At 67.9% G+C, this 20,296-nt stretch carries 24 protein-coding genes; 16 read left to right on the forward strand and 8 right to left on the reverse strand.

Annotation, left to right across the window (positions count from 1 at the left end; translation table 11 throughout):
* Positions 1-14: 14 nt before the first annotated feature.
* The 4 genes from IPP98_10570 to IPP98_10585 all read right to left on the reverse strand — a co-directional run bounded on the left by IPP98_10570 (position 15) and on the right by IPP98_10585 (position 3,248).
* A complete protein-coding gene (locus IPP98_10570) occupies positions 15-485 on the reverse strand; it encodes a hypothetical protein (protein ID MBL0179552.1) in 471 nt (156 codons plus the stop codon).
* A gap of 73 nt (positions 486-558) precedes the next feature.
* On the reverse strand, positions 559-936 hold the full coding sequence (locus tag IPP98_10575) for a DoxX family protein (protein MBL0179553.1): 378 nt from the start codon (positions 934-936) through the stop codon (positions 559-561).
* 26 nt (positions 937-962) lie between these two features.
* On the reverse strand, positions 963-2,654 hold the full coding sequence (locus IPP98_10580) for a hypothetical protein (protein ID MBL0179554.1): 1,692 nt from the start codon (positions 2,652-2,654) through the stop codon (positions 963-965).
* 36 nt (positions 2,655-2,690) lie between these two features.
* The gene (locus IPP98_10585; protein MBL0179555.1) at positions 2,691-3,248 is read right to left on the reverse strand and encodes a GNAT family N-acetyltransferase; all 558 of its coding nucleotides are present in this window, start codon (positions 3,246-3,248) and stop codon (positions 2,691-2,693) included.
* Positions 3,249-3,359: 111 nt separating this feature from the next.
* Between IPP98_10585 and IPP98_10590 the strand changes: the two genes are divergently transcribed.
* The 15 genes from IPP98_10590 (at position 3,360) to IPP98_10660 (ending at position 16,172) form a co-directional block, all read left to right on the forward strand.
* Positions 3,360-4,358, forward strand: a complete 999-nt coding sequence (locus IPP98_10590) for a ketoacyl-ACP synthase III (protein MBL0179556.1) — start codon at positions 3,360-3,362, stop codon at positions 4,356-4,358.
* A 1,082-nt stretch (positions 4,359-5,440) separates the two neighbouring features.
* Positions 5,441-5,722 carry a hypothetical protein gene (locus tag IPP98_10595; protein ID MBL0179557.1) on the forward strand — a complete coding sequence of 94 codons (282 nt, stop codon included), beginning with the start codon at positions 5,441-5,443 and terminating at the stop codon, positions 5,720-5,722.
* 24 nt (positions 5,723-5,746) lie between these two features.
* On the forward strand, positions 5,747-6,001 hold the full coding sequence (locus IPP98_10600) for a hypothetical protein (GenBank protein MBL0179558.1): 255 nt from the start codon (positions 5,747-5,749) through the stop codon (positions 5,999-6,001).
* 46 nt (positions 6,002-6,047) lie between these two features.
* Positions 6,048-6,299, forward strand: coding sequence for an oxidative damage protection protein (locus tag IPP98_10605; protein MBL0179559.1), 252 nt, complete (start codon positions 6,048-6,050; stop codon positions 6,297-6,299).
* Between the two features lie 57 nt (positions 6,300-6,356).
* On the forward strand, positions 6,357-6,860 hold the full coding sequence (locus IPP98_10610; protein ID MBL0179560.1) for a hypothetical protein: 504 nt from the start codon (positions 6,357-6,359) through the stop codon (positions 6,858-6,860).
* A gap of 63 nt (positions 6,861-6,923) precedes the next feature.
* The gene (locus IPP98_10615) at positions 6,924-8,549 is read left to right on the forward strand and encodes an altronate dehydratase (protein MBL0179561.1); all 1,626 of its coding nucleotides are present in this window, start codon (positions 6,924-6,926) and stop codon (positions 8,547-8,549) included.
* Positions 8,546-9,331 carry an SDR family oxidoreductase gene (locus IPP98_10620; GenBank protein ID MBL0179562.1) on the forward strand — a complete coding sequence of 262 codons (786 nt, stop codon included), beginning with the start codon at positions 8,546-8,548 and terminating at the stop codon, positions 9,329-9,331. Before IPP98_10615 ends, IPP98_10620 begins: the two co-directional genes overlap by 4 nt.
* A 16-nt stretch (positions 9,332-9,347) precedes the next feature.
* A complete protein-coding gene (locus IPP98_10625; protein ID MBL0179563.1) occupies positions 9,348-10,217 on the forward strand; it encodes a fumarylacetoacetate hydrolase family protein in 870 nt (289 codons plus the stop codon).
* Entirely contained in the window at positions 10,217-11,053 is an 837-nt protein-coding gene (locus IPP98_10630) for an amidohydrolase family protein (protein MBL0179564.1), read from the forward strand. The genes IPP98_10625 and IPP98_10630 overlap by 1 nt, the downstream gene beginning before the upstream one ends.
* 3 nt (positions 11,054-11,056) lie before the next feature.
* Positions 11,057-11,839 (forward strand): SDR family oxidoreductase, encoded by a 783-nt coding sequence (locus IPP98_10635; GenBank protein ID MBL0179565.1) that lies wholly within the window; start codon positions 11,057-11,059, stop codon positions 11,837-11,839.
* Between the two features lie 37 nt (positions 11,840-11,876).
* A complete protein-coding gene (fucP, locus tag IPP98_10640; protein ID MBL0179566.1) occupies positions 11,877-13,175 on the forward strand; it encodes an L-fucose:H+ symporter permease in 1,299 nt (432 codons plus the stop codon).
* Positions 13,176-13,187: 12 nt separating this feature from the next.
* Entirely contained in the window at positions 13,188-13,523 is a 336-nt protein-coding gene (locus IPP98_10645; GenBank protein ID MBL0179567.1) for an L-rhamnose mutarotase, read from the forward strand.
* Positions 13,520-14,254 carry a (Fe-S)-binding protein gene (locus tag IPP98_10650; protein ID MBL0179568.1) on the forward strand — a complete coding sequence of 245 codons (735 nt, stop codon included), beginning with the start codon at positions 13,520-13,522 and terminating at the stop codon, positions 14,252-14,254. The genes IPP98_10645 and IPP98_10650 overlap by 4 nt, the downstream gene beginning before the upstream one ends.
* 2 nt (positions 14,255-14,256) lie before the next feature.
* Positions 14,257-15,618 (forward strand): lactate utilization protein, encoded by a 1,362-nt coding sequence (locus tag IPP98_10655; protein ID MBL0179569.1) that lies wholly within the window; start codon positions 14,257-14,259, stop codon positions 15,616-15,618.
* Positions 15,615-16,172: an LUD domain-containing protein gene (locus IPP98_10660; protein MBL0179570.1), complete on the forward strand. Its 558-nt coding sequence runs from the start codon at positions 15,615-15,617 to the stop codon at positions 16,170-16,172. The genes IPP98_10655 and IPP98_10660 overlap by 4 nt, the downstream gene beginning before the upstream one ends.
* Positions 16,173-16,259: 87 nt before the next feature.
* Here IPP98_10660 and IPP98_10665 read toward each other — a convergent pair whose 3' ends face one another.
* Entirely contained in the window at positions 16,260-17,213 is a 954-nt protein-coding gene (locus IPP98_10665) for a DUF3187 family protein (GenBank protein ID MBL0179571.1), read from the reverse strand.
* Between the two features lie 36 nt (positions 17,214-17,249).
* On the opposite strand from IPP98_10665, the gene IPP98_10670 reads away from it, so the two are divergent.
* The gene (locus tag IPP98_10670; protein ID MBL0179572.1) at positions 17,250-17,825 is read left to right on the forward strand and encodes a phosphatase PAP2 family protein; all 576 of its coding nucleotides are present in this window, start codon (positions 17,250-17,252) and stop codon (positions 17,823-17,825) included.
* Here the strand turns inward: IPP98_10670 and IPP98_10675 are convergent.
* From IPP98_10675 to IPP98_10685, 3 genes are all read right to left on the reverse strand, one after another.
* The gene (locus IPP98_10675; GenBank protein ID MBL0179573.1) at positions 17,807-18,190 is read right to left on the reverse strand and encodes a DUF983 domain-containing protein; all 384 of its coding nucleotides are present in this window, start codon (positions 18,188-18,190) and stop codon (positions 17,807-17,809) included. The genes IPP98_10670 and IPP98_10675 overlap by 19 nt on opposite strands.
* 9 nt (positions 18,191-18,199) lie before the next feature.
* Positions 18,200-18,910 (reverse strand): TetR/AcrR family transcriptional regulator, encoded by a 711-nt coding sequence (locus IPP98_10680; protein MBL0179574.1) that lies wholly within the window; start codon positions 18,908-18,910, stop codon positions 18,200-18,202.
* Positions 18,911-19,063: 153 nt separating this feature from the next.
* Positions 19,064-20,272, reverse strand: coding sequence for a PDZ domain-containing protein (locus IPP98_10685; GenBank protein ID MBL0179575.1), 1,209 nt, complete (start codon positions 20,270-20,272; stop codon positions 19,064-19,066).
* Positions 20,273-20,296: the final 24 nt, after the last annotated feature.

Consider the following 20,296-nt stretch of genomic DNA (forward strand, 5'->3'; position numbering starts at 1 on the left):
GGGGGCCGCCCGCCCTACGATGCGAGGTGGTGGTCTTCGGGCTGCGGTTCCTCGCCCTTCGGCAGTGCCCCGCGCTTTGCCGTGCCGGAGATGGCGTAGCCGGTGCCGGCGCCGAGGAGGCCAAAAACGGAGATCGGAATCACGACATTCCCGAGGAGGTTGGCATCCAGCCGCGCGCGCACCAGGAAAAGGAGGATGAGCGCCATCACCACGACGCCACCGAGCGCGCCGAGAAGCGCCGAGCGCCACGGGCTGACGTCGTGCGTGTCGTCGCGTGGTGGCAGGAGTGCGAGCGCCGATGCGTAGAGGATGCCGCCGACGAAACCGATCGCCATCGTCGGCAGGAAGAGGAAGAGGCTGAACCCGAATCGGCCGTGCATCAGCAGCTCGTAGCCGGCGAACCCGAGCAGCGAGGCCGCGCCCCAGAAGACGCCGGAGACCACGCCCATGGTGAGGATCGCGCGCAGCTTGCGGAGGGCGGTCATGGGATCACCATTGGCGACTGGGTTGGTTGGGGACGCTGCTGCGAGAATCTACGTCGCGGTACGGTCGCCGACCTTAGGATCGAACGGCCTCGCTGCGCGACACCCGCCACACCGCCCAGATCAGCACCAGTTGCAGGGGCAGGCGTAGCCAGAGCAGCACGATCTCTCCGGATGGGGCACCGCGCGCCTGATAGTTCATCAGCATCTGGACGTTCGCGGGCACGATGGCGATCAGCAGCACGATCACCCCGATGCCCGCGGCGCGGCGCCACCTCGGCAGCAGGAGCCCGATGCCGCCCGCCAGTTCGGCGACGCCGCTGACCTGCACCAGCAGCGCGTGCGCCGGCAGCCACGGCGGCATGATGGCCAGGTAGGGCTCGGGCTTCAGGAAGTGCAGCACACCTGCCGCGATGAAGCCGAGTGCCAGCAGGGTGCGTACGACACGCTGCAGGAGCAGAAGGCGCCGAGTAGGCACGCTCACGCACCGCTCGATTGGTGCTGCGCCTGCGCGCTTCGGTCATCCAACGCCTCCGCCCGTGCCCGCGCCGCCTCCACCACCGCCGCCGGCGCGCCGGTCGCCTCCAACAGCGCGATCGCCGTGCGCGTGCTCGCGGGCCCCTCGTGGCGGTGGTAGTCGAAGGAGAGTCCCTCCGGCCCGATCGTCTCGCGGAAGTGGAATGGCGCATAGCAGTCTGCCAGCATCGAGACCAGCTCACCGTCGTGGGTGGCCACGATCACCGCGTGTGGCGAGGCAACGCCGTGCGCCGTGAGCAGGGCGCGCAGCACTGCCTCGCCGGCGGCGAGACGCTCGATCGTGTTGGTGCCCCGAAGTAGCTCGTCGAGCAGGAAGAGCGTCGGCTGCGAGGCTGTGGCGTCGTGCAGCATCGCCACCACGCCATCGGCCTCAACCTGATAGTAGCTCTTCCCCGCGGCGAGGTCGTCGTTCCGGCCAATCAACGACCGCACCCGGAATGCGCCGCCATGCCATGACCGGGCCGGGCAGCTGTTGAGCGCGTGCGCCAGCACGGCGGTGATTCCAATGGTCCGCAGGTAGGTGCTCTTCCCCGACATGTTGGCACCAGTGATGACCGCGCCGCGGCCAGGCACCAGCGTGACGTCATTGGTTACCGGCTCGGCGACGAGCGGATGCCACATCCCGACGACGGTCGTGGGGCCGTCGCCCTCGCTCGGGATGCACCACGGGCGTGGCTCGGCGCGGAGCGACCCAACCATCATCGCCACGTCGACGTCGCCGACCCACGAGGCGACCCGGGCGAGCACCGGACCGAGGCGCCGGAGTCGACGTGCCCCGAAGAGCAAGGCGTTGGCATCGAGGATGAAGAGGAGGTTCAGGTATTCCCAGAGCGCCGCGATCAGTTCGCCGGTGGCCACCGGATCGCGACTCACCCAGGCCGAAATCCGCCGCAACGGCTGGAGCGCGCGCACCTCGTCACTCCGGCCGAGCGCCCGGAGTTCGGGGATTGCCATCAGGCGTTCGGCGGTGCCGATCACCGGCTCGATCTGGCGCATGGGTGTCAGCAGGCCAGGGATCTGCCACGCGGTGCCCATCCGCACGAGCATGTTGACCAGGAGCAGCGCCATCGTCAGCAGCACCAGCTTCGGGACGAACACGATCCCCACGATGCTGCCGGCCATCGTCAGCGCGAGGATCGGGAAGGCCCAGTACCACCACCGGACGACGATGAGCTCGGGCCGCGTGATGGGCCAGAGGCCGTAGCCGAGGTGGCTGCTCGCGCCGCGCAACTGGAGCCCGATGGCTTCGCGCAGCGCGGTGTCCTCACGGAGCCGCTGCACTAGCGATTCGAGGTCGGGCGTCGCCATCCACGAGGCACCGCTCCGGAACCGCCAGTACAACCGTTGCCGACCGAGCCCGGTGTTGGTGCGATCGAGCGTCGCAACGACGCGATCGAGGTCGAGGTCGACCCATGTGCGTTCGTCCAGTTCCGTCTCGGGCGGCACGGTCCGTCGCGACTCGAGCCACGCCTCCATCACCCGATCGTCATCGAGCGCGTCGATCGGGCCCACCCGGCCCCATGCCGCGCGCAACCCGACGAGCAATCTCTCGCGGTGGCGCCGCTGAAAGAACCATGCGACAATCGGCATCAGCACGGCGATCGCCAGCAGCCACGGCAGCGGAGGGAAGGTCACGACAACTCGCAGAAGGAGACGACTGCTGGGGCGGGGCTAGTGCGGCAACGCGATCCTGAACCGCAGGCTCTCGCCGCCACCCACGACGTTGGGTGGGGAGAATTGTTCCACGAGGACGCCGCCGTTCACCTCAATCACCCGCCGCGACGCGGCGTTGTCGGTGTTGCAGGTCAGTTCCACGTAGCGCATCCCGAGCGGCGGCAGGTCGGCCAGAAAGTGGCGCAGCGCCTTGGTCGCGTAGCCGCGCCCCTGGCGCCACGGGACCACCGAATAGCCGACGTGGCCGAGGCAGTAGGGCGGCAGCGACTCGCCACCGGGCTGCCAACGGAAGGAGATCACACCGGCGAATGCGCCGTCCCACAGCCAGCGGCGATACCCCGGCAGCCGGGGCACTGCGGTGCCATCGGGGAGATGGATCGGCGGACCGCTGGCGGTCATGTCGTCCTGCTCGGCCAGGAAGCGGGCGGCGTCCTCGTTGACGCGCGCCAGCTCCTCCGCGGCCGCTTCCGGGCGCCTGGTATCGGGCGACCAGCCGCGGGCCAGGGCATCGCGGTAACTCTCGAGGTGTTCGGCGGCGGGGATGACGAGGTGCATGACATCAATATCAACGGGACGCCGGGATGCGCGTAGGGCGCGCGGGACCGTACGGGCGCAGCATGCTGCGCCCATACGTACCCACCCGTGCGCGCTACGCTAATATTCAGGATGCCCAACACCCGCATTGTCGCCACCGGCCGCGCCGTCCCCGAGCGCGTCGTCACCAACGACGACCTCAGCAAGCTGATGGACACCACCGACGAGTGGATCCGCCAACGCACCGGCATCCAGCAACGTCACTGGGCGGTCGAGGGCGACTCCGCCACCGGCTTCTCGCTCCTCGCGACCCAGCGGGCGCTGGCCAAGGCGGGGATGGAGGCGTCCGAACTCGATGCGATCGTCTACGCCACCTCCACCTCGGACCACTTCGCCCCCGGCAACGGCGTCTATCTCCAGCAGGCCCTCGGCATCGGCACCATCCCGGCCATCGACATCCGCACCCAGTGCAGCGGCTTCGTCTACGGCCTCTCGATCGCCGACGCCTATATCAAGAGCGGGATGTACCGCACGGTGCTGGTGGTCGGGTCGGAGTTGCAGAGCACCGGGATGGACGTGACCGACCGGGGCCGCAACACGGCGGTGATCTTCGCCGATGGAGCGGGCGTCGCGATCGTGCAGGCGTGCGACGAAGCCGCGGGCTCGGGGATCCTCGCCTGGGACCTGCACTCCGAAGGCGAACATGCCGGGCTGCTCTGGGTCGACACGCCAGGGAGCATCTATCACCCGCGGAACCAGGCCGAGCATATCGCCGAGGGGAAGGGCTTCCTCGACATGGACGGCAAGGAGGTCTTTCGGCACGCCACCACGCGGATGCCGGAGTCCGTCGGTGCCGTGCTCGAGAAGGGCGACAAGCGCGCGGAGGATCTCGCGCTGCTGATTCCGCATCAGGCCAACCTGCGCATCTCCGAGATGGTCCAGAAGCGCCTCGGCCTCCGCGATGACCAGGTCTACAACAACATCCAGCGCTACGGCAACACCACCAGCGCGACGATTCCGATCGCGCTCGACGAGGCGCTGGAGCAAGGGCTCCTGAAGCGCGGCGACCTGCTGGCGATCACGGCGTTCGGGTCGGGTTTTCTGTGGGGGAGTGCGCTGATTCGGTACTGATCCACGGACACTGCCCTGAGGCCGCCAAACCGCCACCCCTGCCGCGTGGCACGGGTGGCGGGTATGCTGAGAGAACCCCTCTGGAGCCTTCCTGGCACGTCGTCACGCCATTGTGCGGTGCGCAGTCCTTTGCGTCTGTCTGCCGTTCGTGGCGCGAGCGCAGGCCACGACCTTCACGCCCCCGGCGGTGGAGCGGATCGCACCCCAGTTGGAGTTTTCGCGGATCATCGCGGGAGCCATCGGGAGCGACGGGCGAACCTGTACGCTTGATGACATCGAACTGAAGCTGCACTGCGTGGGCGCGGATGGCTCGCCGCTCTGGTCGTTCGGGCGCAAAGGCGAGGGGCCCGGCGAGTGGACCTCGATCTACCGGTTGGGGATCGCGGCGAACAACGTGGTGACCGTGATTGGACACGGGATCCAGCTGCACCAGATCGGCGCCGACGGCAAGTTCCTTCGCCAGGCGCGCCTGCCGGGCTCCTTCGGACAACCCGGCGCCGTGATTGCGATCTCGCCTGACACGTTCGCGATCTCGGGGACCTTCCACCAACGCGGTGTCCTGAGTCTTGCGGCGATTCACCTGTTCGCATTCGTCGGCGACAGCATTGCGTACCTCCGGTCGTTCGGTACGCTCCCGGACATCACCGACCCGGAGCAAGGATCGATGCTCCCGGCCGGTCCTGTTTCCATGACCGCGCGGCGCACCTTCCTGCACGCGCGCGGTTTGCCGAACACCGTGTCTGAGTATTCACTGACCGGAAAGTTGCTGCGGCAGGTCACCAGTCCGATCATCCGTTCGATCCGAGCAAGGGCCAAGTCCGCCCGCGGTACGCCAGTCGGAGCACGATCGGAGGCCCGCGAATACCGGGGAGGTGGTGGGGTTCGGCCGTTCTACGGGCCGGCCGGGTTGCCCCAACCCCTGCCGGCTGGCCTCAACCGAAAGGGCGGCATTTCCTGCACACCTGCGACGACGAGCCCTGCCTGGTGCGGTTCAAGAGCGCGCCGTATTTCGGATCCTCTCGCCCCTGAATCTTCCCGGGGCCTGTTGCGTACTGAAACAGGTCACCCCCTTGGAGGGCTTCATGTTCGGATTCATCGGCGGCATCATCGGTCTGGCCATCACCGGCTTCGTGGCCCTGACCGCGTTCGGCTTCACCCGCGAGTACGTCCGCAGCCGGCTCCGCTTCGTCGACGCCGTCCGCCATCCGCTCGCCCCCTGGCTCGCCGGCGGTGCCGTCGCGCTCATCGCCGCCCCCGTCGTGGCGCTCCTCCCGATCGTGGGCGGCGGGACAGCGCTGATTGCCGGGGCTGCCACCGCGATGGGCACTGCCAGTGGCGTCAAGGCGATCCGTTCCGGCGACTGACCCACCCCTGACCCTGGAGGCCCGATGCACGACCTGGTCCCGCTCATGATCTTCGCGATCCCCATCATGGGGATCATCCATTCGATGGTCACCAAGCTCGCGAAGACGCGACTGGAAGAGGCGAGACTGCGCGCCGGCGAGATGGTCGACGGGGGCCTGGCCGCCATCGAGGACCTCCGGGCCGAAGTCGATGGCCTCCGCGCCGAGCTCAGCGAAGTGCATGAACGGCTCGATTTCACCGAACGCCTCCTCGCCAAGGGGACCACCCCGGCCGAATAGCCGGGCGTCTCATGTCCGACCACGCCACTCGGCTTTATATTCCGGGATGGCAACCATCTCCTGCGTCCGCTGCGGCACCTCCGGGGAATCCCAGGCCTTCAAGCCCTTCCCCAACGAACTCGGCGAGCGCGTCTACACCACGATCTGCCGGAATTGCTGGGCCGAATGGCTCAAGACCCAGCAGCAGCTGATCAACCACTACGCCCTCATTCCGCACCAGCCAAAGGCGAAGGAGTTCCTGCTCCGCAACATGGAGCAGTTCCTCTTCGGCGAAGGCGCGCCGGACTCGCTGCCGTGAGGTAGTCCCCTCGCTGGCCGCCACGTGCGACGCGTCCCCCCACCATGGAGCCCCCCCATGACCCACCTCGGACCGCGTGAAGGAATCACCACTGGCGTCATCGGCGCCGTCATCGTCGCCGCGTTCTACCTGCTCCTCGACACCGTCAACGGTACGCCGCTCCTGACGCCGAGCATCCTCGGCGAGGTGCTCGTGCTGCGGAACGGGACGCCCAATCTGACCGTGCCGGTCGGCATGGCCATCGCGGCCTACACGGTGGTCCACCTGATCGCCTTCGGCCTCTTCGGGCTCTTCCTCGCGCGGATGGTGCACCTGTCGGAGCGGTCATCGGTGGCGCGCTACGGCGTGCTGCAACTGCTCGTCGCCTTTCTCTTTGCGTTCTATGGCGTGCTGGCCGTGGCTTCGGAGGTGACCCGTGGCCTCTTTCCGCTCTGGGGTGTGCTCGCCGCCAACGTCGCTGCCGCCCTGGCGATGGGTGCCTATCTCTGGAATCGGCATCCGGCATTCCGTGCCGCCATCCGCCGCACGCCACTCGGGGCAGGCGATAGCGCCGACGCGTGATGCACATATAGCGTCGGACCGCCGGACGGATTAGCATCCGGGCATTCCCCAAGCCGGAAGTTCATGCCCGATCGCGTCCTGCGGGTCCATCCCGACGACAACGTCCTCGTGGCGCTCGTGCCCCTCGCCGCCGGGGACCACGTGCGTCACGCCGACGGCGAACTGGTCCTCACCACGCAGGTCTCCCCCAAGCACAAGTTCACCACCACCGCGCGCGCCGTCGGCGACCCGATCGTCATGTACGGCATCCTCGTGGGCAAGGCGGTGGCTCCGATCGCCGCCGGCGAGGCGATCACCACCGGCAACGTGCGCCACGCGGCCGCCGAGATGCACGCAGCAACGGGCGCGCGTCCCTACACGCCGCCCGACGTGACCGCGTGGCGGCAGCGGACCTTCCTTGGCTATCACCGCGCGGACGGCCAGGTGGGGACCCGCAATCACTGGCTGGTGATCCCACTGGTGTTCTGCGAGAATCGCAACGTCAACATGATCCGCCAGGCATTCGAGGAGGAGCTCGGCTTCTCCCCGCCCGACATCTACCGCCAGCAGGTCCGCGCGCTCCTCGAACGCCACGGCGAGGGCGGCCGCGGCAACACCCAGGGCCGGGTGCGCCAGTCGGGGCGCGTCTTCGGCAACATCGACGGCATCAAGTTCCTCACCCACTCGGGTGGCTGCGGCGGCACGCGCGAGGACTCGCGCAATCTCTGCGGACTGCTCGCCGGGTACCTGCACCATCCGAATGTCGCCGGCGCGACGGTGCTCTCGCTGGGCTGCCAGCACGCGCAGGGTGACCTCCTCCGCGAAGAGATCGCCAAGCGGACCCCCCATTTCGACAAGCCGCTTTTCTTCTTCGAGCAGCAGGGGCAGGCATCCGAGCTGGCGATGCTCACCGCCGCGATCGAGCAGACCTTCTACGGCCTGGTGGAAGCGGATCAGGTCATCCGATCGCAGGCGCCGCTCTCGAAGCTCACCGTCGGCCTCAAGTGCGGTGGCTCCGACGGCTTCTCCGGCATCACCGCGAATCCGGCGGTGGGCCATGCGGCCGACCTGCTCGCCGCACTCGGCGGCACGACACTGCTCGCCGAGTTCCCGGAACTCTGCGGCGTGGAGCAGGAGTTGATCGACCGCTGCACCGAACCGCGCCACGCCGAGCGGTTCATGCACTTGATGAGCGCCTACAACGCGCGCGCACAGGCCGTGGGCTCCGGGTTCGACATGAATCCGTCTCCCGGCAACATCAAGGACGGATTGATCACCGATGCGATGAAGTCCGCCGGTGCGGCACGGAAGGGCGGTAGTTCCCCCGTGACCGACGTTCTCGATTACCCGGAGTATGCCACGACCCCCGGGCTCAATCTTCTCTGCACCCCGGGCAACGACGTGGAAGCGACCACGGCGCAAGTCGGCGCGGGGGCCACCGTGGTGCTCTTCACCACCGGCCTCGGCACGCCGACCGGCAACCCAATCGCCCCGGTGGTCAAGCTCGCCACCAACACGGCACTGGCTACGCGAATGGCCGACCTGATCGACATCGACTGTGGTCGCATTCTCTCCGGCGACACCACCATCGCGGGGATGGGCGAGGAAATTCTCGAGTTGATCATCGCCGTGGCGAGCGGGCAGCTGACGCGTGCCGAGGAGCTGGGGCAGGACGATTTCATTCCCTGGAAGCGCGGAGTGTCTCTGTGAGTGCGGCGAAGTTTCGGCTCGACGGCAAGACGGCGGTGGTCACCGGCGCGGGCAGCGGGATCGGTCTCGCGATTGCGCGCACCTTCGCCGCGGCCGGGGCGAATGTCCACCTGGTCGACATCTCGGCGGAGGCGGTGCAATCCGCGGCCCACGAGCTGGTCAGCGGTGGGGCGACGGCCTGGGCGCACCCCTGCGACGTCAGCAGTCATGACGACGTCGCGCGGGTCTTCGCTGATATCCACAAGCGCGGCCCGGTGCAGCGACTGGTGAATTCGGCCGGTGTCGCGCATATCGGCAACCTGGCCAACACCCCCGAGGAGGACTTCGACCGCCTCTTCCGGGTCAACGTGAAGGGGAGTTTCCTCTGCATGCAGGCCGTGATCGACGAGATGCAGGCCGCCGGCGAGGGAGCGATCGTCAACATCGCCTCGGTGGCGGCGACGGTGGGCATTGCCGATCGCTTTGCCTACTCGATGACCAAGGGCGCGGTCGTGTCGATGACGCTCTCAGTGGCGAAGGACTACGCCAAGCACGGCATCCGGTGCAACGCGATTTCGCCTGCGCGAGTGCACACCCCGTTTGTCGACGGCTTCCTCGCGAGGACCTATCCCGGCCGCGAGGCGGAGATGTTCGCCAAGCTCGCGGCCACGCAACCGATCGGCCGGATGGGCCGCCCCGAGGAAGTCGCCGACCTGGCGCTCTTCCTCTGTTCGGACGAGGCGTCGTTCATCACCGGCAGCGACTATCCGCTCGACGGCGGCTTCATCCGCCTCAACAGTTGAGCTTCGGAGTGCCAGCATGAAGTTGATTCGCGTGGGCCTGCCAGGTGAGGAGCGGCCCGGTGTCCTCGCCGCCGATGGCAGCCGCATCGATTGCAGCGCCCTTGGGGAGGATTGGGACGAGCGCTTCTTCGGACACGGCGGTCTCCCTCGGCTTGCCGCCTGGCTCGAGACGCATGGCGCCAGCGCGCCACGCTTCGACCCCGGCGAGCGCCTCGGTTCCTGCGTGGCCCGGCCGTCGAAGATCATCTGCATCGGAATGAACTACCGGCTGCATGCCAAGGAGATTGGTGCGCCGGAGCCGACCGAGCCGATCATCTTCCTCAAGGCCACCACGGCACTCTGTGGTCCGAATGATGAGGTGATGATTCCGCGCGGCTCGCAAAAGACCGACTGGGAGGTGGAGCTCGCCGTCGTGATCGGGAGCACCGCCCGCTACGTGAGCGAGGTCGACGCCATGTGCCACGTGGCCGGCTTCGTCCTCCACAACGATTACAGCGAGCGCGAGTATCAGATGGAGCGCGGCGGGCAGTGGGTCAAGGGGAAAAGCTGCGACACCTTCGCGCCGCTCGGGCCCTTCCTGGCCACGCGCGACGAGATCGCCGATCCTCACGCGCTGCGCCTCTGGCTGAAGGTCAATGGCGAGACGCTGCAGGACAGCAACACCAACGACCTGATCTTCAACATCCCGACGATCGTCTCCTACCTCTCGCAGTTCATGACGCTGCTGCCGGGCGACGTGATCTCAACCGGCACACCCGCCGGGGTCGGCCTCGGCTTCAAGCCGCCGCGCTACCTCAAGCCTGGCGACGTGGTCGAACTCGGCATCGACGGCCTCGGGAGCTCGAGTCAGCGCGCCGTGGCCTACCCCGGGACGCCGAGCGCCTGATGCTCAGAATCGATGCCCACCAGCACTTCTGGCAGTACGATCCGGTGCGTGACGCCTGGATCAACGACGGCATGGCGGTGTTGCGCCAGGACTTCCTCCCCGCCGACCTCGGCCCGCTGCTCGCCGCCAATGGCATCGACGGCTGCGTGGCCGTCCAGGCCGACCAGTCGGAACGCGAGACGCAGTTTCTCCTCGATCTGGCCCGCGACTTTCCCTTCATCCGCGGCGTCGTGGGATGGGTGGATCTCCGCTCGCCGCAGGTCGGTGATCGCCTGGCGCACTTTGCCGCCGACCGGCGCTTTCGTGGCGTGCGCCACCTGGTCCAGGGCGAACCGGATGACGCCTTCCTGCTCCAGCCCGACGTGGTGCGCGGCATCGGAGCCCTGACGCCGCTCGGCCTGACCTACGATCTCTTGCTGGTGCCTCGGCAGCTCCGCGCCGCCACCCTGCTTGCCGCCATGCTGCCCGACCAGCGCTTCGTCCTCGATCACCTGGCCAAGCCGCCGATCAAGGAGGGGCTGCTCGAGCCGTGGGCCTGTGACCTTGGCGCACTCGCGCTCCACGAGAATGTGTACTGCAAGCTCTCCGGGCTGATCACCGAGGCCGACTGGGGGTCCTGGAAGCCTGCGCAGTTGCGGCAATACCTCGACGTCGTGGTGGAGTCGTTCGGCGTCGATCGGCTGATGTGGGGCTCGGATTGGCCGGTCTGCCTGCTGGCCGGGAGCTACCACGAGGTGCGCGAGGTGATCGCGGAGTACCTGGTGCGGTTCAGCGTGGATGAGCGGAGTGCGATCTTCGGCGGCAACGCCGCGACCTTCTACGGTCTCGAGGGGTAGCCAGTGGATTTGGGACTCGGCGGCAAGGTCGTGGTGGTAACGGGCGGCGCCAAGGGGATCGGCGCGGCGATCGTTCGCGCGGCGGCGGCCGAGGGGATGATCACGGTGATCGTGGATCGTGACGCGGCCGCGGGCGCGGAGCTCGCCGCCGCACTGCGGAGCACCGGCCACACCGTCGAGGTCGTCACGGCTGCGCTCGACGAGGCCGAGGCGTGCGCCGAGGTGGTGGCGACGGTGATGGTGCGTTGCGGCCGGATCGACGCGCTGGTCAACAATGCCGGGGTGAACGATGGGGTGGGACTGGCAAATGGATCGCCCGCAGCGTTTGCTGCCTCGCTGGAGCGCAATCTCTCGCACTACTATGCCATGGCCCACCATGCGTTGCCGGCACTCACGGCATCGCGGGGGTGCATCGTCAACATCGCCTCGAAGGTGGCGCTTACGGGCCAGGGTGGGACGTCGGGCTATGCGGCCGCGAAGGGGGCGATCCTCGCGCTCACGCGGGAATGGGCCGTCGAGCTGCTGCCGGCCGGGATCCGTGTCAATGCCGTGGTGCCCGCCGAGGTGATGACGCCGCTGTACGAACAGTGGCTCGCGACGCACCCCGATCCGGCGGCGAAGCTCGCCGGAATCGTGACGAAGATTCCACTTGAACAGCGGATGACCACGGCCGAGGAGATCGCGGCAACGGTCATCTTCCTGCTGTCCTCGAAATCGGCCCACACCACCGGCCAGCAACTGCACGTGGACGGCGGCTACGTCCATCTCGATCGCGCCATCCACTGAGCGGTTCCCGCTCGACCCCCCTGCGCACAGGACTGCCATGACCGGCCACACGGCACCGCTCACGGAACGGCGCTTCCTCGTTCCCCTGATGTTGATCACCTCGCTCTTCTTTCTCTGGGCGCTGGGCGTCAACCTCAATGACATCCTGATTCCGCACCTCAAGAAGGCGCTCGATCTCACCGACTTCCAGTCGTCGCTGATCCAGACCGCGTTCTTCGGCGGCTACTTCCTCGCAGCGCTGCCGGCGGGATGGCTGATGCGGCGGGTCGGCTACAAGCGCGGCATCCTGACCGGGTTGATGATCTGCGCCACGGGGACACTGCTCTTCCTCCCGGCGGCGGCGACGCGGGAGTATGCCTTCTTCCTGCTGGCGCTCTTCGTGATGGCATGTGGCCAGTGCTTCCTCGAGGTCGCCGCCAACCCGTACGTGACGGTGCTGGGGCCGCCGGAATCGGCCGCGCGCCGGCTCAACACCGCGCAAGCGTTCAACTCCGTCGGTGCGCTGGTCACACCGATCCTCGGCGCGACCTTCATCCTCTCCGGCGTCGAGTACTCTCAGGTGCAGCTCGCCGCGATGGGGCCCGAGGCGGTCGAGCTCTACCGGATCACCGAGTCGCAGGCGGTGCGCGGGCCGTACCTGGTGATCACCGCCATCTTCCTCATCGTGGCCTTCCTGATCTGGCGCACCAAGCTTCCCGACGTGGTCGAGGCGGCGCATGATGGTCACGCCGCAGCGCCGGCCACGGGAAGCATCATGGCGCACGGCAATCTGGTGCGCGGCGTGATCGCGCAGTTCTGCTACGTCGGCGCGCAGGTCGGCGTCGCCTCGTTCGTCATCCGCTTCGCGCAGCAGGTGGTCCCCGGCACCGCCGAGCGGGCCGCCGCCGGCTTCCTCAAGTACCACCTCCTCGGCTTCATGCTCGGCCGCTTCCTCGGCTCGGCCATCATGCAGACGATTCCGGCACCGCGCATGCTTGCCTTCTTCGCGGCCGGCTCGCTGGCCTGTGCCGTCACCGCGATTTCCACGACCGGGGCGATGGCGATCTGGGCGGTGGTCCTGATCGGCTTCTTCCACTCGATCATGTTCCCCACCATCTTCGCCCTGGCGCTCGATGGCCTCGGCGCGCACACCAAGTTCGGGTCGTCGCTGCTGGTCATGTCGATCGTCGGCGGCGCGATCCTCCCCGCCGTGATGGGCTATCTCTCCGACGTCCGCGGCATCCAGACGGCATTCATCGTTCCGGCGCTCTGCTATCTCGTGGTCTTCCACTTCGGCTTCCGCGGCTATCGCCACCCCGGCATCAACGACACGGCCACCCTCGAATCGGCCGCCTGAGGACTTCCCATGCTGCGACGCTTCTGTCTGACGCTCGACCTGCAGGACGAGCCCGCGCTGATCAAGGAATACGAGGCGTGGCATCGCGACGTCTGGCCCGAGGTGCTCGAGTCGCTGCGTGACTCGGGGATCAAGGAGATGACGATCTATCGCCTCCAGAACCGGCTCTGCATGATCATGGAGGTGACCGAGCGCTTCTCCTTCGAGGCGAAGGCCGCCGCCGACCTCCTCAACACCCGGGTGCAGGAATGGGAGGAGATGATGTGGCACTTCCAGCGCCCGCTCCCGTGGGCCAAGCCAGGCGAGAAGTGGTTGCCGATGGAGCCGATCTTCATCTTCCACGCATGAGTGTCGCCCTCTTCATCCCGTGCTACGTCGACCAGCTCTACCCCCAGGTGGCGCGCGCCACGTTGGCGGTGCTGGCGGCGCGCGGGGTGACGGTGGAGTATCCGCTGGCACAGACCTGTTGCGGGCAGCCGATGGCGAACGCCGGCTGCGAGGGTGATGCCCACGCGGCCGCGCGGCGCTTTGTGCGCACCTTCGCCGGCTACGACACGATCGTCGCGCCCTCGGGGAGCTGCGTCCACTACGTCCGACACCACTTCGACGCGCTGCCGCAGACCTCGCAGGTGCAGCACGTCCGGAACGCCACCGTCGAACTCAGCGAATTTCTGCTGACCCTCCCCGAAGGGCCACCGATCGATTTCCCGTATCGCGTCGGTGTGCACGTCGGTTGCCATGCGCTGCGCGGACTGCGTCAGGCGGTCTCCTCCGAGCTTGGTCCGACTCCCGGCGGAGCGCTGCGCACCCTGCTCGCCACGCTCCGCGGTGCGGAGGTCGTGGCGCTTGACCGCCCCGATGAGTGCTGCGGCTTCGGCGGCACCTTTGCCGTCGACGAACCTGCAATCTCGGCGCGGATGGGGAGCGATCGGATCGCCGACCACCGACGTCACGGTGCCCAGGTGCTGGTGAGTGGCGACATGTCGTGCCTGATGCACCTCGACGGGATCGTGCGTCGCCAGGGCGCGCCACTCCCGGTGATGCACATTGCACAGATCCTGAACGGCGAACGGCCGTGACGATCACCACGCACCCCGAGGCCGCCGAGGCGTTTGCGCAGGATGCCGAGCGGACGGCGTGGCACGATCAGGCGCTCTGGTTCGTGCGCGCCAAGCGCGACCAGGTGACCCGCGCGATTCCGGAGTGGGAAGCGCTGCGCACCCTCGCCTCGGGCATCAAGGCCCACACGCTGTCACGGCTCGACGAGTACCTCGAGCAGTTCGAGCGGAACGCGCTGGCCAATGGTGTGGTGGTGCATTGGGCCGCCGATGCCGACGAGCACAACCGGATTGTCCTCGGCATCCTCCGTGATCGCGGCGCGACCCGGTTGGTCAAGAGCAAGTCGATGCTCACCGAAGAGTGCCACCTCAATCCGTACCTCGAGGCGCACGGCATCACCGTCGTCGACAGCGACTTGGGCGAGCGGATCGTGCAGCTCGGCCGCGAAGCGCCAAGCCACATCGTGATGCCGGCGATCCACAAGCGGAAGGCAGAGGTCGGGGCGCTCTTCGCCGAGCACTTCGGCACCTCGCCGGACGAGGACGACCCGGGGCGCCTTGCGGATGCCGCGCGTGGGCCGCTCCGCTCGGCACTCTTCGGCGCCGATGCGGCGCTGACGGGCGTCAACTTCGGGGTCGCCGAGACGGGCGGGATCGTGGTCTGCACCAACGAGGGGAACGCCGACCTCGGCGTCCACCTGGCACCTATCCACATCGCCTGCATGGGCATCGAGAAGCTGGTTCCGCGGGTGGCCGACCTCGGCGTCTTCCTGCGACTGCTGGCACGGAGTGCCACCGGCCAGCCGATCACCGCGTACAGTTCGCACGTGGTGACACCGCGTGCCCCCGGGCAGCTCCATTTCGTGATCGTCGACAATGGTCGCAGTGAGCACCTCGGCCGGCCGGAGTTTCGCGAGGCGCTCGCCTGCATCCGCTGTGGCGCCTGCCTCAACACCTGCCCGGTCTATCGTCGGAGCGGGGGACACAGCTACGGCAGCACCATTCCCGGGCCGATCGGCGCGATCCTCTCGCCCGGGGTCGACCTCGCCAAGCACGCCTCGCTGCCGTTTGCCTCGACGCTCTGCGGGTCGTGCGGCGACGTCTGCCCGGTCAAGATCGACATCCCGCAGCAGCTCTATCGCTGGCGGCAGATGGTCGGACGCGCCGGGCTCCTCCCCGCGAAGAAGCGACTGACCATGACGCTGCTCGGCGGCGTCTTCGGATCGCGCGCGTGGTATGAATGGTGTGGCCGTATGGCGCGGGTGGCCCTGCGCGTGGTGCCAGGGTGGTTGGCGCGCCGGACCGCATGGGGACGGGAGCGGGAACTCCCCGTGGCGCCGAAGGAGTCGTTCCGCGAGTGGTACCAGCGGAGCGGACGCGGATGAGCAGCCGTCAGGAGATCCTCGACGCGGTGCGGCGCAATCGTCCTGACGCGCGGCCACTGCCGGACCTTCCGACCGGCGCGGCATTGCCGCATGATGCCGTGGAACGCTTTGCGGCGATGGTCCGTGAGGTCGGCGGCGAGGCGGTGATCACCGGCGACGTGTCGACGGCGATCCACAACCGCTACCCGGAGGCGCGCCGAGTCATCTCGATGATGGACGGGGCGCCGTTCACCGCAGGCTCACTCGACGGGATCGACCTGGTAATAATCCGTGGCGAACTCGGCGTCGTCGAGAACGGGGCGATCTGGGTGGCGGAATCGGCGATGGGGCATCGGGCGTTGCCGTTCGTCACGATGCATCTGGTACTCGTGCTGCGCGCCACGGATCTCGTGGCCGACATGCATGGCGCCTACGCGGCGCTGGGACTGGAACGCAGAACGCCGGGCTTTGGCGTCTTCATCTCGGGGCCGTCAAAGACGGCCGACATCGAGCGCGCGCTGGTCATCGGGGCGCAGGGGCCGCGGTCGCTGATGGTCGTCATCACACCGCCGTAGGGGCGACGCTTGCGTCGCCCCTACGAAAATCGACACCAGCCCGCCGCAAGGATATCCCATTTCGTACGGGCGACGCATGCGTCGCCCCTACCATCTCAATCCCACCTTGAACCCCACATCGACCGCCGGCCCGCGCGGCGCCAGATCTTCGGTGATACCGATCTGCAGCTCTGGCCACCCTTTCTTGAAATTGACGAGCCCCCCCGCATCGAGCGTCACGTCGCGCCCATCGACCGACGCCCAACCCGTCTCCTTCCAGTTCGCCGTTTGGAAGGCAATCGTGGCGAAGAGCGACTGACTCCCGGAGAATCGCCAGCGACTGCCGATGAGCCCGCCGAGGAAGGCGCTCTGTTGGTAGGCCGCCAGGGCGCCCTGCGTCGGGGTCCAGCCGGCGGAGAGGCCGGCATCGACAATGATCCGATTGCTCGCTGCCACTCGCGACGTGAAGGAGCCGGCGAGGCCGACCGACTTGCGCCCCCAGCCATCGCCCGATGCCGTCGCCGTGGGCAGCGTGATGGTGCCGACCAATTGTGACCGCCCGAAACGCGCGCCGGCGCCGAGGCGGAGGTCGCCGAGGAAGGTCCCGGGGCGGGAGCGGTCGATGACCCGGCCGTCGGGAAGGGTCTGCGTCCAGCCGAAGGTGTCTTCCGGGCGGCGGTTTCGCGCCGGCACCGGCAGTCCGATCAGGTCGTGATACCAGTTCAGGAAGGCGTCGAGTTTCCCATCGTAGCCGCCCCGCACCGAAAGGTCGCCGATGAGAAAGGCCGTCGGCGACAGATCCCTCGTCACCCACAGGTCCATCTGCAAGAGTTCGGCGTCGAACAGGTATTCCCTGCGGTCGACCGATGTCCCCGTCTCGATCACATTGCTGTAGTCGGTGACCAGCCGCACCCGCCAGCCCGGCGCTGCCCCGACGATCGGCTGCGCATAGAGGGGGGACCGGGCGGCGATGATCGGATTCACCGGAACGAATGGCGGCAGATCCTGGGCGGCAACCGGCACCGCGGCGAGGAGGAGCGCAAAGGCAGGGAGGAGGCGCATCCCGGAAAGGTAGCGCCGCTCGACTATACTCTAGGAATGCGCCCCGCCACCCGTAGCGCCCTCCTCGCGACCCTCGCCATCGTCCTCGCCCACCTCGGCGACCAGTATGCCTGGCTCCATCTCGGCAAGCCGGGTGTCTACGACGCCGACTTCGGCCGGATGCTGCGGATCGCCGGCTATCTCCCGCTGTGGATCCTGATGGCGGTCGCCGTCTTTCTGCACACGAGCGATCGCCGCACCGCGCTGCTCATTGGCGGGATGCCCACGCTTGGCGGACTCGCCGCAGAGGTCGTCAAGATCCTGCTGCGTCGCGAGCGGCCGAGGCTGCACGATGGCGCCTACTACTTCCGGCCCTTCAGCGATCACTTCTGGTCCACGCGCGACATCGGGCTGCCGTCATCCCACGCCTTCGTGGCGTTCAGCGGCGCCTGGATCCTCTGCCGAGTCTATCCGAGGGCGTGGCCGGTCTGGGTTGGGCTCGCGGCGGGGTGTGCGCTGACGCGCGTGCAAGCCGAAGCGCACTTCCTCTCGGATGTGACGGTGGCGGCGGTGTTGGCGTACGGGATGGTGGCGTGGTGCTGGGGAAAGTGGGGCTACCGCCCCACCCCGTGAACCTTGGCGTCGGGCATCGCCTCGGGGTGCATCGCCAGATCGAAGGCAATGAAGAGCATCTTCGAGAACGGATAGAGCACCAGCGGCGCGATCACCATGAGCGCCGGCGCACCGAACTGCAGGAAGCTCCACGGCGGATTGGGCCAGGTCCGGACGATGATCACCGCCATCGCGATGAAGAGCGTCACTTCCGAGGCCACCAGATTCAGCAGATTGGCGCCGACCCGATTCCCTGACGCCAGGGAATAGCCGCAGTGCGGGCAATCCTGGATCATCTGGACCCAGTAACGAAAGAGCCCGCCGCCGCCACAATGGGGGCAGCGGAGGCGCAGGGCCCGGGTGATGATGGTGCTGCGTCGATCCATGCTCACAACTTAATGGGGGCCGGGCGGCCGGAGGGTCGTGATCCGCAGCGTCCCAGGCGCGACCGGTTCGCTTGGCAGTGCCGGTCCCCCAGGCGGGGTGGTCGGAGCCGCCGCCAGGCTCAGTTGCTCGAGTCGGGGAAGGCCCCGAACCAGCAGGGCGCTCTGGGTGCCGGCGTCGGCCAGCGGGCCGAAGGTCGCCTCCCAGAGGAGCTGTTCCAGCGGCGCCCCGATCAGGGCTCGGGCCGTGGCCTCGATCGGGTGGAGCGGGAATTCGCCGCGCTCGATGCCGTGACGAAGGGCGCGCTCGAGGGAGAGTCGGCCTCTTGTTAGTAGTTCTGTTTCATACAACGTCACGACGTCCGGGAACAGTGGCGCCTCACGCATGACCAGGATCGCCACCCGTCGCGGCCCCGGCTCCTGCAACACCGCCTCCCACCGACTCAGCAGTAACGCCACCACCTCGCGCGCCGTCATCGCGCCGTACGCCTCGGCGATCTCCCGGCCCCGGCTCCAGCTCGAGTCGAGATGCCGCTCCACCACGGCCCGAAACAACGCCTCCTTCGAGGGGAAGTAGCGGTAGACCGTCCCCACCGTCACCCCGGCCGCTCGGGCAATCTCCTCGATCTTCGCCGCCGCGAAGCCAGCCCGGAAGAACTGCTCCAGGGCGGCATCGAGCAGCTCGTTGGGTCGCTCGGCGGCGCGGCGATTGAACTTGGCCATGTAGGTAAACGACCATTTACTTGCTTCGGAGTCAAGCGGGGACAGCGAAACGGCGAGAGGCAAACGGAAAACGTGGACGGCGAAGGAAAGCGCGATCAGGGTGTCGCCGACCACGACCCGCGCCGTTCGCCCTTCGCCGTTCGCTGTTCGCTGTTACGGCATCTTCCCCGTCACCGTCTCCGTCTTCTTCTGCCGCATGATCTGCAGCTTGTACTCCTCGCCCGTCTCGTAGGTGCGGAGAATGCGGGCCAGCTGTGCCGGCGAGGTCACCTTGCGGCCGTCGACGGAGGTGACGACGTCACCGGCCTGGAGGCCGAGTTCCTGCTTCTCGCCGACGTTGATGACCAGGACGCCCTCGGTGGCACCGAAGTAGGAGCCGAGGCCGGCGTTGAGCGAGGTCATCTCGAGGGCAGCGAGCGGACCGCCCATTGCCGCCGTGTTGATGGTGAAGCTGTAGCTGCCGCGCGTCATCGGGTCGCCGTTGATCTCGGCGAGGCGCAGCGTCTCCATGTTGCCGCCGGAGCGTGAGCGGACCCCAGCGAAGCCGGGGACATCCATCACGGTCGACGGCGTCACCTTCACGGTCTTGGTGCCGTTGCCGCGGCGCAGCTGGACTTCGATGGTCTTGTTCGGCTCGAGCGCGCCGATCATCGCGATCAGCTTGATGCCCGGCGTTTCGTCGCCCGACCCGGTCACAGCCTTGCCGGCGAGCTTGGCGATGACGTCGCCGGAGCGGACGCCGCCCTTGTCGGCGGGGCCGCCGGGGGTGACGGCGGTGACGTAGGCGCCCCACCGGTCGGTGTCGCGGGCGCGGGTGTCGATGGTGATGCCGAGGCGCGGGCGCGCTGCGATGGCAAGCATGGCGCGACCCGTCAGGTTGCGTGCTTCGGCGAGGCGGCCGCTCGCGATCGCGTTTTCCCGCAGCATCGCGCCGGCACGCACCTCGGCCAGGCGGTTCGTCGCGTCGAGCTCGGCCATCCGGCCAGCCGTGGCCCGCTCAGCGAGATCGCTGCGCATCCGGATCTGGGCGCCGGCCGCGCCACGGGTCGCCTCTTCCACGGCGCGCATCTGGCCGGTGATGGCACGCTCTTGCACGCCGGTACGAGCAACCTCGCTCGCCATCCGCTCGGCCTGGCGCTGCATCTGCACCGATTGCGCCTGCATCCGCACCGCCTGTTCCTGCATCCGTGCTGACGCGGCGCGCATTCGCTCGCAGGCCTTCGTCTCCTCCGCCTGGGGAAGACGCTTCCCGTCGACCTTCACGGTACAGTCCTTGTTCTGGATCATCACCGAGGTGTCCTGCGCGGCGGCGGGAGCCGCAGCGAGCAGAACGAACAGCAGTGAGTGGGTCAGGTTCCGCATGGTTGCTGCTCCGTCAGGGGGACC

Source organism: Gemmatimonadota bacterium, from assembly GCA_016720805.1.
Lineage (GTDB): Bacteria > Gemmatimonadota > Gemmatimonadetes > Gemmatimonadales > GWC2-71-9 > Palsa-1233.

Bases quoted from the DNA above. Each gene is read 5' to 3' on its own strand.
- IPP98_10570 (MBL0179552.1), bottom strand. From the start codon at position 485: ATGACCGCCCTCCGCAAGCTGCGCGCGATCCTCACCATGGGCGTGGTC.
- IPP98_10585 (MBL0179555.1), bottom strand. From the start codon at position 3,248: ATGCACCTCGTCATCCCCGCCGCCGAACACCTCGAGAGTTACCGCGAT.
- IPP98_10590 (MBL0179556.1), top strand. From the start codon at position 3,360: ATGCCCAACACCCGCATTGTCGCCACCGGCCGCGCCGTCCCCGAGCGC.
- IPP98_10595 (MBL0179557.1), top strand. From the start codon at position 5,441: ATGTTCGGATTCATCGGCGGCATCATCGGTCTGGCCATCACCGGCTTC.
- IPP98_10600 (MBL0179558.1), top strand. From the start codon at position 5,747: ATGCACGACCTGGTCCCGCTCATGATCTTCGCGATCCCCATCATGGGG.
- IPP98_10605 (MBL0179559.1), top strand. From the start codon at position 6,048: ATGGCAACCATCTCCTGCGTCCGCTGCGGCACCTCCGGGGAATCCCAG.
- IPP98_10610 (MBL0179560.1), top strand. From the start codon at position 6,357: ATGACCCACCTCGGACCGCGTGAAGGAATCACCACTGGCGTCATCGGC.
- IPP98_10615 (MBL0179561.1), top strand. From the start codon at position 6,924: ATGCCCGATCGCGTCCTGCGGGTCCATCCCGACGACAACGTCCTCGTG.
- IPP98_10625 (MBL0179563.1), top strand. From the start codon at position 9,348: ATGAAGTTGATTCGCGTGGGCCTGCCAGGTGAGGAGCGGCCCGGTGTC.
- IPP98_10630 (MBL0179564.1), top strand. From the start codon at position 10,217: ATGCTCAGAATCGATGCCCACCAGCACTTCTGGCAGTACGATCCGGTG.
- fucP (MBL0179566.1), top strand. From the start codon at position 11,877: ATGACCGGCCACACGGCACCGCTCACGGAACGGCGCTTCCTCGTTCCC.
- IPP98_10650 (MBL0179568.1), top strand. From the start codon at position 13,520: ATGAGTGTCGCCCTCTTCATCCCGTGCTACGTCGACCAGCTCTACCCC.
- IPP98_10660 (MBL0179570.1), top strand. From the start codon at position 15,615: ATGAGCAGCCGTCAGGAGATCCTCGACGCGGTGCGGCGCAATCGTCCT.
- IPP98_10665 (MBL0179571.1), bottom strand. From the start codon at position 17,213: ATGCGCCTCCTCCCTGCCTTTGCGCTCCTCCTCGCCGCGGTGCCGGTT.
- IPP98_10670 (MBL0179572.1), top strand. From the start codon at position 17,250: ATGCGCCCCGCCACCCGTAGCGCCCTCCTCGCGACCCTCGCCATCGTC.
- IPP98_10675 (MBL0179573.1), bottom strand. From the start codon at position 18,190: ATGGATCGACGCAGCACCATCATCACCCGGGCCCTGCGCCTCCGCTGC.
- IPP98_10680 (MBL0179574.1), bottom strand. From the start codon at position 18,910: ATGGCCAAGTTCAATCGCCGCGCCGCCGAGCGACCCAACGAGCTGCTC.
- IPP98_10685 (MBL0179575.1), bottom strand. From the start codon at position 20,272: ATGCGGAACCTGACCCACTCACTGCTGTTCGTTCTGCTCGCTGCGGCT.